The organism is Asticcacaulis sp. MM231, assembly GCF_964186625.1.
In the GTDB taxonomy this organism is placed as follows: Bacteria; Pseudomonadota; Alphaproteobacteria; order Caulobacterales; family Caulobacteraceae; genus Asticcacaulis.
Window position 1 is genome coordinate 3,131,013 of sequence record NZ_OZ075108.1, and the last position, 14,913, is coordinate 3,145,925.

Genomic DNA, 14,913 nt, shown 5'->3' on the forward strand with positions numbered 1-14,913 from the left:
GTTACCAGAACAGCGTGTAGAGCGCTATCAGGATAACGATAACGCCCACAGCCAGCACGTTGAAGCTGGTCGTCGTCTTGAAGCTGACTCCTTCCAGCGACAGGGTCGAGACCGGCTTCTTGTTCGGCACAACCAGCGACACCAGCACGCACAGCAGGGTGGTGGCGACGAAGACCCAGCCGACACGGTTCATGAACGGATAGTCAGGCTGAAGATAGGACCAGATGGCTGAGATCAGCACGCCGCCAAGAATGGCCGCGAAGGCGCCCGCGGTCGAACACCGCTTCCAGAACATGCCGAGCGCGAAGATAACCACGATGCCCGGCGTAAAATAGCCGGTGAAGTTCTGGATAAACTGGAAGGCCTGATCGGTCTTACCGAGCAGCGGTTGCGCCACGGCGATGGCGATGGCGACCGCGATGACCGAGACGATGCGACCGACCGTCACCAGCGATTTTTCGGTCAGTTCCGGCTTGAGCGGCTGAATGATATCGATGGTGAAGATGGTGGCGATAGAGTTGATCTTGGAGGCGGTCGAGGAAATGACGGCAAAGGTCAGGGCTACGAAGACGAGGCCGAGAAGGCCGGTCGGCAGCAGCTTCATCATTTCCGGATAGGCATGATCGGCCACTTCCAGATTGGGCGCCAGAAGCAGGGCGGCCATACCGGGAACGACAACGATCAACGGCATCAGCAGCTTAAGATAGGCGGCAAAGGCGATGCCCTTTTGTGCTTCCTGAAGCGACTTGGCGGCCAGCGCCCGTTGGATGATGTACTGGTTGAAGCCCCAGTAGGAGATGTTCATGATCCACATGCCGCCGACGAGCACGGCGATGCCCGGCAGGTCCTTGTAGAAGGGCGACGACTTGTCGAGGATCATGTGGAAGTGTTCGGGGAAGTTGGCGCGCAGCTTGTTGAAGCCATCAGCGAAACCGGTGATATTGGCCTGGCCGCCGATCTGGGTCAGGGTGATACCGGCGATGATCAGGCCGCCCAGCACCAGCAGGGTCACCTGCACAATGTCGGTCAGGGCCACGGCCTTCAGGCCGCCGGAAATCTGATAGAGCAGCGCGAAAACACCCAGCGCAATCAGCACCGGGACAGGATCAATCCCCGTCACCGTCGTCACCGCCGTGCCGCCGAGCCAGAGGATCGAGGTCAGGTTGACGAAGACGTAGAGGATCAGCCAGAAAATGGCCATCAGGTATTTCACCGACGGGCCGAAACGCTGTTGCAGGAAGCCCGGCATCGTCATGACGCCGTTCTTCAGGAAGACCGGCAGGAAGTATTTGCCGACGATGATCAGGGTGATGGCCGCCATCCATTCATAGGAGGCGATGGCCAGACCGATGCGGTAACCCGAACCCGACATGCCGATAATCTGCTCGGCGGAGATATTGGCGGCGATCAGCGAGGCGCCGATGGCCCACCACGGCAGGGTGTTGCCGGCCAGAAAGTAGCCCTTGGACGAGGCTTCTTCCCCCGCCTTACGGCGCGAAACGACCTGAGCCAGGACGAAGATGGAGACGGCGTAGAAAAGCACGATCCAGATATCGAGACTTTTCAAAAAATTCGCCGATGGCAGGTATTGAGCTAAATCAGGCATGTTTCCCCTCTTGGCTCGTTGACAAGCCTTAGATGATATTATCATACAATTGACACAGCTTGACGGCTGAATCAATCTCAAATCCCAACACGCCAACGGCGGCGATTTTTTCGCCGCTCTGTGAAAAAAGCCTCTCCGCGTTTAAGGGGAGGCTTTTTCTATTTACTTCGCCGGACAGGTGGCATCACCCTCATCGGACGCCAGTTTGATGCTCGAATAGCTGAGCTTTAGCGGCTGCGATGAGCTTAGGGAGAACGGCACGCCGACCGTCTTCGGATCGAGACCGGCCGCCACGAAGCAGTCGAGCGTGATCTTCAGCGTCTTCCACTGGCCCACCGGCGCGGTCAGGGCGGAGGCGATGTCGATCTTCTTTTCCGAAGCCAGATCGGCGCCCATGCCAAGCAGGACCGGACCGGTTACGGCTGCATCAAGACGATAGGTGATTCCCAGCGTCATCTTGCCGGTGGTCTGGCGGCTGAGATCGACCGGCGCGGCCGTCGTGATCGCCGCCTCGCCCGGCGCCTCACCGCTGAAGACGAGCGCGCGGCCGCCTTCCTGCTTGTTGTCGGCATCGATGGTCGATTGCGTCACCACGCCATTGGGGCTGCCGAAGCTGGTCAGGTCACCCTGATTTGCGCCTTGGCCTTCGATCAGGCTGAGCTTCCACGGCGCCTTGATACGGCCGGCGGCGAAATAGGTATCGACATTGACCACGGCGACATCGTGCAGGCCGGACTCTTCCGACAATTGCGGCACATCGCCGATATCGGCATAGGTCAGGCCATAGCCATAGGCGAACAAAGGATCATAGCCCATGGTGCCGACATTGAGCGGCCCCTGATTGGCGGTTTTCGGCCACGAGAAGGTCAGCTTGCCCTTGAAATCATAACGCGGCTGGCGGTTGAGATCGCCCACGATGACGTCGGCGATGCCGCCGCCTTCGGTGCCGGGCAGCCAGGCCGCCACGAAGGCGTCCGAAGCGTTGATTTCCGGATTGGTCCACAGCGGACGGCCCGACAGGAAGATGGTGACCACCTTCACGCCTTGCGATTTCAGCTTATGGATCAGTTCCAGATCGGTGCGGTCGCCCGACTGGTAATCGAGATTGGGGCGGTCGCCCTGGAATTCGGCATAGGGGTCTTCGCCGATGACCACGACGGCCACATCCGGCTTTTCCTTGTAGAAGCCGTTGTCGCTTAAGCTGACCGTGCCGCCGGCCTTTTCGGCGGCTTTCGAAATGCCTTCATAGATGGATTCGCCGTTGGGGAAGTCGGCGCGCGTATTGCCCGTGCCCTGCCAGGTGATCGTCCAGCCGCCGGCCTGCTTGCCGATATCGTTGGCGCCGGAGCCGGTGACGAGGATACGCGCACCGGGATCGATCGGCAGGACATGGTTCTCGTTCTTGATCAGGACCAGCGATTCCCGCACGGCCTGACGCGCGATGGCGCGGTGTTCCGGCGCGCCGAGCGTATCCCAATGGCCCGACAGCGGACGATCGAGCGGCGCCCCCAGAGTGAACAGGCCGCCCTTGATCTTGGCGCGCAGGATGCGACGCACCGCATCATCGAGGCGCGACATCGGGATCTTGCCCGATTTCACCTCGGCCAGCGTATTATTGTACATGCCCTTCCAGCTATCCGGCGCCATGAACATATCGACGCCGGCGTTCATCGCTTCGGGGCAATCGTCATTGGCGCAGCCCGGCACCTGGCCTTGGGCGTTCCAGTCGGTGATGGTGAAGCCGTCAAAGTGCATGCGCTGCTTGAGCGCACCGGTGATCAGGCGCTTGTTGGCGGCCATCTTGATACCGTTCCACGACGAGAACGAGATCATCACCGACAGGGTGCCGGCCTCGATGGCCGGCGGATAACCGGCGCCATGGATGCGGGCCAGATCGGCCTCATTCATCTCGGCATCGCCCTGATCCTTGCCGTCCTTTGTGCCGCCATCGCCAAGGAAGTGCTTGGCGGTCGACATGATGTGGCCCGGCTTCACGCCATTACGGCCGCCATCCACGCCCTGCAGGCCCTCGACCATCTTGCCGGCATAGGCGGCGACATCGGCGGGGTTTTCCGAATAGCTCTCATAGGCACGACCCCAGCGCTTGTCACGCGCCACGGCCACCGTGGGCGCAAAGGTCCAGTCAACGCCGGCGGCGGCCATTTCGGCGGCGGTCGCCGCGCCGATCTTGCGGATCAGCTCGGGATTATGCGCAGCGCCCAGCCCGACATTGTGCGGGAAGATCGTGGCGCCGACGAGGTTCGAGTGGCCGTGTACGGCATCGATGCCGAACAGAAGCGGGATCGGCGCCTTGCTCGGGCGCTCGAGCGCGGCGCGCCAGTAGTCATCGGCCAGTTTCAGCCATTGATCCGGCGTGGCGCGTTCGTTCTGGCCCGGAGAGGAATTGCCACCGGCCAGGATCGAGCCAAGCGGATAGGTTTTCAGCTCTTCGGGCGTGATGAAGTTGATATCGGCCTGAATAGTCTGGCCGACCTTTTCTTCCAGGGTCATTCGGCTCATCAGGTCGGTGATCTGCGCTTCGGTTGCGGCATCGATCAGACCGGCATCGCCGAGCTTGGGCCACGCCGGATCGACCGCGATCAGCGCTTCTCTGACCACCGCCGGCTTTTTGGCGATGGCCTTCTTCGCAACGGCCTTTTTCTTTTTCACCGTCTTGTGGGCGGCGGCTTTCGCCTTGGCTTCCGCCACATCGGGGATGACGAAGCTTAAGGCGCACAAAACACCGAGCGCCGCGCCCAGCATCAGGACAGATTTGTGGCCGGATTTCTGGGCGGATTTGTATGTTTGATCAGGCATAGTGCTCCTTTAGCGTTCTTCCACAGCGTTTTTTTTCTTTGACCTGTAACACGACCGAGACGCGATAAACAGTCGCGTCAAAGACCTTATGCGGCACGTCTCCCTTATCCGGGCAACCTCTTTGTAACAAGGGTTGGAAGCCAGTTTAATGACAGCGCTATCAGCCAGCGTCAAGTGTGGATAACTTTGTCGGGACAACGAACGGCCGCCGTATACGTTTACATGAAGCGCAAGCCGGAGCGTCAAAAATATATTTGTTTTCATAATCTATTTGACAGCGTTGTCAGATTTGATATGAAGAAGAGGACTTATTCATCCGGCCTGACGAATTCTATGATTTTGGCGGTTCGGGTTCTCTGTTTAAAACCATTGCGCGTTATGGCTTCTTTCCCTTTTTCATAGCCATTTCACGTCCGTGGTTTTAAAGCGTCTTCTTAAATGTGGCATTATTTGGAAGACACTGGCCTTATATCCCGATGAACCTTTTTGGTTCATCGGGTTTTTTTTGCTTATTCCGACGATGGCGCCTGATGACGCACATTCAAATGATCCACGGTGAGCGTTCCCACGGACAGATTATCAAGACGTGCTTCCAGAATGCGCACGCGACCGATCGCCAGAGCACCGATGGCAATCGCGCCGATGCCCAGCGCGCCAAGCGCAAAAGCCCCGACCGCGATGGCGCCAACCTCCGCGCCGGCCAGGGTGGTTGTGTTCTTCTTTATTTGCGTCATGGCCTTCCTTTCGCGTCATTTCCGCCTCCAGATTTTACTCCAAATGAGATCAGAGGGTTGACGGCACTATACCAAACCTATCCGATAGACATTATGCGGTAATCCAGCCTATAGTTTACGCGATATAGGGTTGAAAGGAAATCTGATGCGTTGGACGTCGATCATATTGGCTGGGCTAATGGCGGCAAATCTCGCGGCTTGCCAGCGCCATCCCTCCGACAAGGCGCAGATAGAAAGTGCACAGACCCAGCAAATCGCCTGGCGCGAAGGCGATGTCGATGACGCGCTTGCCGAGGCCAAAGAGAGCGGCAAGCCGGTGCTGCTGTATTGGGGCGCCAAGTGGTGCCCGCCGTGCAACCAGCTCAAGTCCACCCTGTTCAAGGACCCGGCCTTCATCGCCCAGACGCGCAACTTCATCCCCGTCCACCTCGACGGCGACACGACCGGCGCGCAGAAGTGGGGCGAGCGCTTCGGCATCAGCGGCTACCCAACCGTCATCGTGCTGAACGCCGACGGCGCCGAGATCACCCGTTTGTCGACCGCCGCGCGCCTGCCGGAAGTTTTGCGGGTCGCCGCCGCCCGCACCACGCCGATCGACGCCCTGTTTGACAAGGCCGAGAAAAGCCCGACCGCCCTCTCCCCGGATGAATGGCAAATCCTCGGTGCCTTTGACTGGCAGAACGACCCCAAGCGCGATCACGCCCGTACAGCGTCATTGCTGGAAAAACTCGCCGGTGCCGCTCCCGAAGGCGCGGTCAAGCGCCGCTTTTCCCTGCTCGCCCTGACCGTACGGGCCGAACCGGGCGCGGATGGCAAGTACGCGCTGAGCCCCGCGCAACAGGCGCAGGTCGAGCAGCTCGTGCCGGCTATTCTCGCCAACAGCGATGAGGTCATTGTCAATCGGCAGGAGCTTAGCTATGCGATTCCGTCGCTTGTGGCGGCCTTGCCGGATACAGCCCGGCGCACGACGCTTGGCGCCTCGCTGATCAAGGGGCTTGATCGTGTCTACCGCGATGACAGCCTGCCCCTGCCCGACCGTCTGGCCACGGTCAATGCCGATATCGAACTCGGCAGGACGGGCGAACACGTCTCAAAGACCGTGCTGACCAAGGTGCGTGAGCGCGCCGCGTGGGCCGACAAGACCGCCAAGGACGCCATGGTGCGCCAGTCGGTTATCTCGAACGCGGCCGGTCTGCTCCATGAAGCGGGCGATGACGCCGGGGCGAAAAAACTGCTGGAAGCCGAGCTGAAACGCTCAGCCTCGCCCTATTATTACATGCTCGATCTGGCGAGCCTCGCCGAGGATAGCAAGGACGGTCCGGCGGCGATTGCGTGGGCGCGCAAGGCCTATGAGACGGCGGAAGGCGACGCCACGCGCGTCCAGTGGGCCATCGCCTATTCCAAGACCGTGCTGCGTCAGGCGCCCGGCGACAAGGCGGCGGTGGAGGCCAGCGCCCAGGCGGTGATCGACGAACTCGGCAAGAATTCCGGCGACTATTATCAGCGCACGCGCGTCAAGGTCGATGCCTGGGGCAAGCTGCTGCGCACCTGGAGCGACGGGTATGACGGCAGCGCCATTCTCAAGCGCCTTGATGCCAGAATGATCGAGGTTTGCGCCAAACAAGGCGAAGCGGCGGCGACCTGCCGGACATGGGGCAAGGCGGCGTAATATCGGGGCATAGATCACTCCGCAGACGGAAGCGCCTTTTTTCGGTGCCTATTTGTCGCTTTAGTGACAGGGCTGGGTGAAGGGCGAATTCGAAAACAGAGAGGTTTTTCGATGAACTATGTCAAATCTGGCGCCTTGCTTCTTGCACTCCCCCTTATGCTGTCAGTCTCAGCCTGTCCAGCCACAAATATGTCGATGACAAGATCGCCACCGCCAATGGCCGCATGGACCAGCAGGACGCGCACCTGGGTCTGCTCGATCAGACTACACAGTATGCACTCAATCGCGCCACCGCCGCCGGCAAGCTGGCCGAAGGCAAGTTCGTCTATTCGATCGTGCTGACCGACAATTCGGTGAAATTCGATACCGGCAAGGTGGTGCTTTCCGATGGCGCCAAGGCCAGTCTGGCGCAGCTCGCCGACCGACTGAAGAGCGACAACAAGAACGTCTATCTGGAAATTCAGGGCTATACCGATGCCACGGGCACGGACGCCATCAATTACAGCCTCGGCGCCGATCGCGCCGACAGCGTCCGCCGCTTCCTGAATACGCAAGGTGTGGCGCTGAACCGCATGGCGTCGATCTCCTACGGTTCGGAACAACCCATCGCCTCGAATGACAATGCCGTCGGCCGCTCGGCCAATCGCCGCGTCGTCATCGTCGTGCTGTCATAAACGAGCGCTTTTCGGCTCAAAAAGCGTGCAAAAATAAAAATTAAAGCGCCGCGCCCTGGTCTTCGGACCAGGCGCGGTCAAACAGCCCTGGCCGAATCGCGCGTCACCAGTTCGAACGGCAGTTCGCGGCGGGTATCGGTGAAGCTCGGCGCATCGTCATCGACATGGGCGCGTGACAGCAGCATGTCCGCCGCCGCATAGGCCAGATCGGTGACCGGCTGGCGGATAGTGGTCAGGTGCGGCCAGATGACCATCGAACCCGGCGTATCGTCGAAGCCGACCACCGACACCTCATCGGGAATCCTCACCCCCGCCTGCTGCGCATAGGCCATGACGCCAAAGGCCATTTCGTCGTTGGAAGCGAAAATGGCCGAGGGCAGATCGCCGCCCTGACCAAACAACGCCTTGCCGGCCTCAAGCCCGGAGGCAAAGCTGTTCTGCCCCTGCTTGATCCACGCCGGTCGCGGTTCCAGCCCGCCTTCGTGCATCGCCTTGAGGAAACCGTCATAGCGACGATGCGAGGAGCCGTGTTCCGGATGGCCGCGCAGGAAGCCGATGTCTTTGTGGCCCAGACCAAGCAGGTGCTTCGTCATCTCATAGGCGGCCAGGGTATCATCCATCTCCACCAGCGCCGAACGGCCGGGGAAAAGCGACGGCGACACACGCACATAGGGCACGCCCGCGGCCTCGACCGCATCGAGCACCACCGCCATATCGCACAGGGGCGGCGTCAGGATCACGCCATCAAGGCGGATGGTGGCCAGCAGGCTGGCGATGGCGCGGCCGATATCCGGCGCCAGGCTGTCCTGCGGCTCGCTCAGCACATGGTAGCCACTCTCGCGGCAGCGCGCGATGACGCCGGCCTGCATATCGATGACATAGCTGGAAGACGGATTATCGTAGAGCAGGCCCACAAGAAAGCTGCGCGCGCCCGCCAGTGATCGCGCCAGCAGGTTCGGCCGGTATTTCAGCAGGTTGGCGGCGTCCTTGACCTTGGTGCGGGTTTCCTCGCGCACATTCGGCTCATTGTTCATGACGCGCGACACGGTCTTGATCGACACCCCGGCGAGGCGCGCCACATCGTTGATGGTGGAAACCGCAGGCGCGGCAGGAATCGGCTCTTTGACGCGCTCGGCCGTCGTCTTGCTCTGCGTCACGCGGACAGTCCTGTGCGGGGAAATGGGGTCAACGTATAAACCAGAAAGCTGGAAATGGGTATATGCAGCTTTCTGCCCCAATAGCAGCTTTGTCAATCCTAAAGAAACAGCGTTTTCAAATGCTTGTTTCTTTAGGGCATTGTTTGCGCTCATCCCGCTAGGGCATGCCTCGCAAAGGCTCAGGCGGCCATAAAACGAGAATATGGTGCCCTTGCCAAATCCCAAGGGATTTGGAGGTTTGCGCTCATGCCGCTAGAGCATGTCGTCGTGGTATCTATTTCTTGCCGAAGGTCGCCACGGCTTCTGCAGCCAGACGGGTGATTTCCGCCCAGTTGCCTTCGTCCATCGCCTTGGACGGCGCGACCCACGAACCGCCGACGCACAGCACGTTATCGAGTGCGAGGAATTGCGCGGCGTTCTTGGCGTCGATGCCGCCGGTCGGACAGAACCTGGCCTGCGGCAGCGGACCGCCGATGCCCTTGAGGTAGGGCACGCCGCCCGCGGGCACGGCCGGGAAGAATTTCAGATGGGTGAAGCCCCACTCCAGCGCCTTCATCACTTCCGATGAGGTGGCGACGCCCGGCAACAGCGGCAACGCGTCCTGATGCGCCAGGGTCTTGGTAAGGCCGGGCGAGACAAGGAACTTGGCGCCGGCCTTGGCGGCCTTTTCGGCATCCTTGGGCGTCAGCACCGTGCCGGCACCGACGATCGCTTCCGGGCGTTCCTTGGCGATCAGCTTGATGGCGTCGAGCGCGCAATCGGTGCGCAGGGTGATTTCGAGCACCTTGATGCCACCGGCCAGCAGGGCGTCGGCAAGAGGCAGCGCCTGATCGAGCGACGGAATGACCATCACCGGCAGGACGGGGCCCATGGTCATGAACTTGGGGATATCGGGATGCGTGGACATGGGTGTTTCCTTATCTAATTTTCTCCTCCCCATCGCGATGGGGAGGTGGCATTGAGCAAAGCGAAATGACGGAGGGGCGCCCCTCCACCGCTTCGCGGTCCCCCTCCCCACTTCGTAGGGAGGAGAAAAAACTAAGCCGTAATCTGTATGTCCGTCAGTGCGTTCGCCGAACCGAGCAGCGCTGCATACGGATGGATAATAATGCTCGACGGGATGGCGGCCACCATGGCCGACAAAGGTGCCTTGGCCTCCATACGGGCACGGAAACGCAGTTCGTCGATATGCTTGATCAGGCGCGGGGCCACGCCGCCAGCGATGAACATGCCCGCCGTGGCGCCATGCGCCAGCGCCAGATCACCACACACCGAGGCCATGATGTCGAGGAAGGCCTCGACCGTGTAGCGTGATCCCGTGGCGTCTTCGCCTTCGAGATGGGTAATCTGCGCCGGCGTCAGATTCTCGGCGAACTCACCGCGTATCGAAGAGATAGCCTGATAGAGATTGACCAGACCCGGGCCCGACAGCAGCATTTCGACCGTGACTCGGCCATGCTTCTTGCGCAGGAAACGCAGGATTTCCAACTCATAGTCATTGACCGGCGCAAACGAGATGTGGCCGCTTTCGGTCGACAGGCAGTACGGTCCGAACTCACCGCCCACCAGCACCGAGGCGCCAAAGCCGGTGCCCGCGCCCATGACGGCATGGACATTGCCAAAGCCCTTGCTGACCGGCCCGATCGTCTTGGTGTCACTGTCGGCCAGGTGCGGCAAGGCGAAGGCCAGGCCGGCGTAGTCGTTGATCAGGCGCGCCTTGCGCACCCCCACGGCTTGCGCCAGCAGGTCTTCGCGCACTTCCCAGTCAAGGTTGGTGAACTTGATCCGGCCGTCCTTGACTGGACCGGCCACAGCCACCACGGCGTAATCCAGATCGGGCCTGCCGCCAATCAAGGTGAAATAGGCCGCCAGGGCCGCGTAGCAATCCTTGTGGTCGACTGTTTCCAGCGACTTGAAGTCCGCAAGCGTTGTCTTGCCGTCAATGCGTTCGGCAATGGCGAAGCGGGCATTGGTGCCGCCGATATCACCCACCAGTCCGCGCAGGGGCCGGTTATGCGATGTGATGACCGAACTGGTCTCGAAATGCGCTGTCATATATCTACCAAAAAACTGCGCCACCTTCATCGGCGGGTCCTACCGCTCGACGCATGTGCGCAAAAAGTTCCCGTCCCATGCCGTCCGCCTCTTTGGGCCGATCGGCATTTGTTCTTTGTGAAAACTCGGCGGCATCTCCGAGGAAGTCTATGGTGCCGGCCACGCAATCCACGCGCAGCACGTCGCCGTTTCGCAGTTTAGCAATCGGTCCGCCGTCCACCGCTTCCGGTGTCAGGTGGATGACGGCGGGCACCTTTCCCGATGCCCCCGACATGCGGCCGTCCGACACGAGCGCGACCTTGCGGCCGGCATCGAGAATGGACGACAAAGACGGAGTCAGGCTGTGCAGCTCCGGCATTCCGTTGGCTTTTGGCCCCTGGAAGCGGACCACGCAAATGAAATCGCCTTCCGGCAGTTGTTTCGCCTTGAAGGCCGCCAGGAAATCGTCCTGATCATCGAACACCACGCACAGCGCCTCAACGATCTGATGCTCCAGCTTGACGGCCGAGACCTTGGCGACGGACTTGCCAAGGTTGCCCTTGATTTCGCGCAAGCCGCCCTCGGGCGAGAAGGGATTGGAGACCGGACGCAAAATGTTCTCGTCAAGGCTGGTCTCGGGCGCATCGCGCCACACCAGTTGACCATCCTGAAAGATCGGCTCCTTGGCGTAATCGGCCATGCCCTGCCCCCAGATGGTCTGGACATCGGCGTGTATCAGGCCGGCGCCCAGCAGTTCCTTGATCACGAAGGCCATGCCGCCAGCGGCGTGGAAGTGGTTCACATCGGCCGAACCATTGGGATAGACGCGCGCCAGCAGCGGCACCACGGACGAGATCTTGTCCATGTCTTCCCAGGTCAGGATCACGCCGGCGGCGCGGGCCATGGCCGGCAGGTGCAGGGCGTGGTTGGTCGAGCCGCCGGTGGCCATCAGGCCGATCACGCCGTTGACGATGGCGCGGGCGTCGATGACATCAGCCATGCACGACGGGGTCTTGGAATTTTCGGCCGAACGGGCGGCGCGCATCACGGCGGCCTGCGTCAGGGCTTCGCGCAGCGGCGTGCCCGGATGCACGAAGGCGGCGCCCGGCACGTGCAGACCCATCATTTCCATCAGCATCTGATTGGAATTGGCCGTGCCGTAAAAGGTGCAGGTGCCGGCGGAATGATAGGAGGCCATTTCGGCGGCCAGAAGCGCATCGCGCCCCACCTGACCCAGCGCATATTGCGTGCGGACCTTGGCTTTCTCGGGGTTCGGCAGGCCGGAGCCCATCGGGCCGGACGGCACGAAGATGACCGGCAGGTGCGCGAACGACAGGGCGCCCATGACAAGGCCGGGCACGATCTTGTCGCAGATGCCGAGCATCAGGGCGGCATCGAAAGCGTCATGGCTGAGCGACACGGCGGTGCTCATGGCGATAACATCGCGCGAAAACAGGCTCAGTTCCATACCCGGACGGCCTTGCGTCACGCCGTCACACATGGCGGGCACGCCGCCGGCGACCTGGGTGGTGGCGCCGTAGCCGCGCGCCATGACGCGCAGCTTTTCGGGATAATCATGGTACGGCTGGTGCGCCGACAACATGTCGTTATAGGAGGTGACGATGCCGATATTGGGCACGGCGTCGAGCGCCTGCTGCAGCTTTTCATCGGGGCTCGAAGCCGCCACGACGTGCGCATAGTTGGCGCAGGACAGCTTCTTGCGGCGCGGCTCATCGGCCTTGTAGCGGTCGGCGCGTTCCATGAACTGCGCGCGCAGATCCTTTGAGCGCTCGATAATGCGGTCGGTGACTTCGGCGATGACGGGATGCAGTTGAGTCATAATCTATACCTTAAGCCGCCCAGACAAACTCGACGGGAACAGGACACTGGGCGAGAAACGCGCCGATCGGCGACGTGTAAGGATCGGTGTTTTGCGAGGCCGCCTTCAGGGCATCCAGCTTGGCCTGGCCGGTGATGTAGAAGACGATACAACGCGAACGGTTGAGGGCCGGCACCGACAGGGTGACGCGCGGCAGGGCCGGCTCCGAACCATCGCTGTGCGGCCTGACCGGCAGGACGAGGCGATCCGTTGTGTAGACCTCGGCATTGACCGGATTGTTGGGAAAGATCGATGCATAGTGCGAATCCGGCCCCATGCCCATCAGGGCGAAATCGAAGAGCGGGGCCTGACCGTCATTGAGGTCGAGCAGGGTTTGCTCAGCCTTTAGGGCGCAGGCGTCCTGATCGGTGATGTCCTGAATCAGCGTCAGGAAGGTCATGCCCGTATGGTCGGCATCAGCCAGCACCGGCGCCAGGGCCTCGCGCATCATGCGCGTGTTCGAGGCAGCGTCATCGACCGGCACAAACCGTTCGTCGACCTGGGCCAGGGTGATCTTCGTCCAGTCGAGTTCGGCATGGATCAGGTTCTGGTAGATCGGCTTGGGCGTGGTGCCACCACAGCCGATCCATTGCGCCTTGCCGCGCGTATCGATTGCCTGTTTCAGCGCACCCGAAATCAGGCCGGAGATATAGACGCCCGCCTCGCCGGTCGTATCGAAGGCATGGACGGTCACGGTCTTGCCGTGGGCATCCCAGGTCAGAACGTTATCGACGACGTTTGCGGCGGTATTAATCATTCCCAAATCTTCAATCATTCCACGTACGGCCTCCCTCGCGCTCGATCAGGCGGAAAGCACTAACCGGGCCGAACGTGCCGGCGGGATACATTTGCGGCTTCATGTGGGTGTCGGTCCAGGCCTGCACGATGCCGTCGACCCAGGTCCACGCGGCCTCAACCTCATCGCGGCGCACGAACTGGGCGTTGTTGCCATTCAGGGCATCAAGGATCAGGCGTTCATAAGCGATGCGGCGGCGCGGCGGCTTGCCGTCACCGTTCCCGTCAAAGGCCTTGATCAGCGACAGGCTGAGATCGAGCGCCTGCAGGTGCATGCCTTCCGAGGTCAGGCCGGGCGCCTTGTTCATCAGGGTCAGCGAGATATCTTCATCGGGCTGCAAGCGGATCAGCAGGCGGTTGGCGTGAGCCTCGGCACCGAAGATCGAGTGCGGCAGCGGCTTGAACTGGATCACGATCTCGGTCGAGCGCGACGGCAGGCACTTGCCCGTGCGCATGTAGATCGGCGTGCCGGCCCAGCGCCAGTTGGCGATCTCGGCCTTGATGGCCACGAAGGTTTCGGTGTTCGAGGGCGAACCCTTTTCCGCTTCGTAGCCGGCGATCGGATGCCCATCGGCGAAGCCCGGACCATACTGGCCGCGCGCGGTCGAGGTCTGGACGTTTTCGGCGGTGATGGGTTTCAGCGAACGCAGCACCTTGACTTTTTCGTCGCGCAGGGCGTCCGACGTGATGGCCGAGGGCGGTTCCATGGCCAGCAGGCAGAGCAGTTGCAGCAGATGGTTTTGCAGCATGTCGCGGATGGCGCCGTATTCGTCGTAATAGCCGAGGCGCTCGCCGACGCCGACGGTTTCGGCGATGGTGATCTGGATGTGGTCGATCGACTGCGCGTTCCACAAGGGCTCGAAAACGATATTGCCAAAGCGCAGGGCGATCAGGTTCTGCACCGTCTCCTTGCCGAGATAGTGGTCGATGCGGAAGGTGCGCGATTCATCAAACGCATGCGCCACCGAATCGTTGATGATCTTCGAGGTGGCCAGATCGCGGCCGATCGGCTTTTCAATAACGACACGGTTCGGCGCCTTGCTCAGGCCGGCGCGCTCGATATGCTCGCAAATAGGCTTGAACAGCGACGGCGACACCGACAGGAAGAACACGATGTCGAGCTTATCGATATCGCCGAGTTCAGCGTTCAGCTTGTCGCCCCAATCATCGTGCGCGGCATCGAGAGCGAGGTGGACAATGCGCTTACGGAAGCGCGACAGGGTTTCCGGCTCAAGCGATTCACCCACGCGCTTTTGCACGGCCTCACCGATGCGGTCGACGCAAACCTCCGTGCCGCAATCCTCGCGCGCCACCGAAATGATGCGCAGATCGGAACTGAGGAAACCGTCCTGATCGAGCATGGCCAGCGATGGCCACAGCATGCGCATGGCGAGATCGCCCGTGCCGCCGACGAGAACAAAAACCGGTTGGCGTGCGCCATTACTTGCAGAAGATGCCGACATGAGACCTTTTCGTTCCGAAACCTGCGACCTGCCCCTTAAACAGGGCTTATAGTTATGACAGCGTTGTCATAGACCCTGTTTTCCG

11 protein-coding genes are annotated in these 14,913 nt (G+C 61.0%); 2 read left to right on the forward strand and 9 right to left on the reverse strand.

Features of this window, described 5'->3' with window-relative positions; genetic code table 11:
- Position 1: 1 nt before the first annotated feature.
- The 3 genes from ABQ278_RS15300 to ABQ278_RS15310 form a co-directional block, all read right to left on the reverse strand.
- Positions 2–1,606 carry a sodium:solute symporter family transporter gene (locus ABQ278_RS15300; protein ID WP_349320351.1) on the reverse strand — a complete coding sequence of 535 codons (1,605 nt, stop codon included), beginning with the start codon at positions 1,604–1,606 and terminating at the stop codon, positions 2–4.
- A gap of 162 nt (positions 1,607–1,768) precedes the next feature.
- On the reverse strand, positions 1,769–4,423 hold the full coding sequence (locus tag ABQ278_RS15305; RefSeq protein ID WP_349320352.1) for an exo 1,3/1,4-beta-D-glucan glucohydrolase: 2,655 nt from the start codon (positions 4,421–4,423) through the stop codon (positions 1,769–1,771).
- A gap of 509 nt (positions 4,424–4,932) precedes the next feature.
- The gene (locus ABQ278_RS15310) at positions 4,933–5,157 is read right to left on the reverse strand and encodes a hypothetical protein (RefSeq protein ID WP_349320353.1); all 225 of its coding nucleotides are present in this window, start codon (positions 5,155–5,157) and stop codon (positions 4,933–4,935) included.
- A gap of 145 nt (positions 5,158–5,302) precedes the next feature.
- Between ABQ278_RS15310 and ABQ278_RS15315 the strand changes: the two genes are divergently transcribed.
- Together ABQ278_RS15315 and ABQ278_RS15320 are read left to right on the forward strand one after the other, a co-directional pair.
- Positions 5,303–6,826 (forward strand): thioredoxin family protein, encoded by a 1,524-nt coding sequence (locus ABQ278_RS15315; protein ID WP_349320354.1) that lies wholly within the window; start codon positions 5,303–5,305, stop codon positions 6,824–6,826.
- A 224-nt stretch (positions 6,827–7,050) separates the two neighbouring features.
- A complete protein-coding gene (locus tag ABQ278_RS15320) occupies positions 7,051–7,500 on the forward strand; it encodes an OmpA family protein (RefSeq protein ID WP_349320355.1) in 450 nt (149 codons plus the stop codon).
- Positions 7,501–7,577: 77 nt separating this feature from the next.
- On the opposite strand, the gene ABQ278_RS15325 is transcribed toward ABQ278_RS15320, so the two are convergent.
- The 6 genes from ABQ278_RS15325 to zwf all read right to left on the reverse strand — a co-directional run bounded on the left by ABQ278_RS15325 (position 7,578) and on the right by zwf (position 14,828).
- Positions 7,578–8,657: a LacI family DNA-binding transcriptional regulator gene (locus ABQ278_RS15325; protein ID WP_349320356.1), complete on the reverse strand. Its 1,080-nt coding sequence runs from the start codon at positions 8,655–8,657 to the stop codon at positions 7,578–7,580.
- A gap of 274 nt (positions 8,658–8,931) precedes the next feature.
- Positions 8,932–9,564, reverse strand: a complete 633-nt coding sequence (gene eda / locus ABQ278_RS15330) for a bifunctional 4-hydroxy-2-oxoglutarate aldolase/2-dehydro-3-deoxy-phosphogluconate aldolase (protein WP_018081931.1) — start codon at positions 9,562–9,564, stop codon at positions 8,932–8,934.
- 131 nt (positions 9,565–9,695) lie between these two features.
- Complete coding sequence (locus tag ABQ278_RS15335) at positions 9,696–10,712, reverse strand: glucokinase (protein ID WP_349320357.1); 1,017 nt, start codon at positions 10,710–10,712, stop codon at positions 9,696–9,698.
- Positions 10,713–10,716: 4 nt separating this feature from the next.
- On the reverse strand, positions 10,717–12,531 hold the full coding sequence (edd, locus tag ABQ278_RS15340; protein ID WP_349320358.1) for a phosphogluconate dehydratase: 1,815 nt from the start codon (positions 12,529–12,531) through the stop codon (positions 10,717–10,719).
- A 10-nt stretch (positions 12,532–12,541) separates the two neighbouring features.
- Complete coding sequence (pgl, locus tag ABQ278_RS15345) at positions 12,542–13,327, reverse strand: 6-phosphogluconolactonase (protein WP_349320359.1); 786 nt, start codon at positions 13,325–13,327, stop codon at positions 12,542–12,544.
- 10 nt (positions 13,328–13,337) lie between these two features.
- Positions 13,338–14,828 (reverse strand): glucose-6-phosphate dehydrogenase, encoded by a 1,491-nt coding sequence (gene zwf / locus ABQ278_RS15350; protein ID WP_349320360.1) that lies wholly within the window; start codon positions 14,826–14,828, stop codon positions 13,338–13,340.
- Positions 14,829–14,913 lie beyond the last annotated feature (85 nt).

What these genes read in the sequence shown, in the direction of transcription:
- ABQ278_RS15305 (WP_349320352.1), bottom strand. Translation starts at nt 4,423, where the DNA reads ATGCCTGATCAAACATACAAATCCGCCCAGAAATCCGGCCACAAATCT.
- ABQ278_RS15335 (WP_349320357.1), bottom strand. Translation starts at nt 10,712, where the DNA reads ATGACAGCGCATTTCGAGACCAGTTCGGTCATCACATCGCATAACCGG.
- ABQ278_RS15315 (WP_349320354.1), top strand. Translation starts at nt 5,303, where the DNA reads ATGCGTTGGACGTCGATCATATTGGCTGGGCTAATGGCGGCAAATCTC.
- eda (WP_018081931.1), bottom strand. Translation starts at nt 9,564, where the DNA reads ATGTCCACGCATCCCGATATCCCCAAGTTCATGACCATGGGCCCCGTC.
- ABQ278_RS15320 (WP_349320355.1), top strand. Translation starts at nt 7,051, where the DNA reads ATGGACCAGCAGGACGCGCACCTGGGTCTGCTCGATCAGACTACACAG.
- pgl (WP_349320359.1), bottom strand. Translation starts at nt 13,327, where the DNA reads ATGATTAATACCGCCGCAAACGTCGTCGATAACGTTCTGACCTGGGAT.
- ABQ278_RS15310 (WP_349320353.1), bottom strand. Translation starts at nt 5,157, where the DNA reads ATGACGCAAATAAAGAAGAACACAACCACCCTGGCCGGCGCGGAGGTT.
- ABQ278_RS15300 (WP_349320351.1), bottom strand. Translation starts at nt 1,606, where the DNA reads ATGCCTGATTTAGCTCAATACCTGCCATCGGCGAATTTTTTGAAAAGT.
- zwf (WP_349320360.1), bottom strand. Translation starts at nt 14,828, where the DNA reads ATGTCGGCATCTTCTGCAAGTAATGGCGCACGCCAACCGGTTTTTGTT.
- edd (WP_349320358.1), bottom strand. Translation starts at nt 12,531, where the DNA reads ATGACTCAACTGCATCCCGTCATCGCCGAAGTCACCGACCGCATTATC.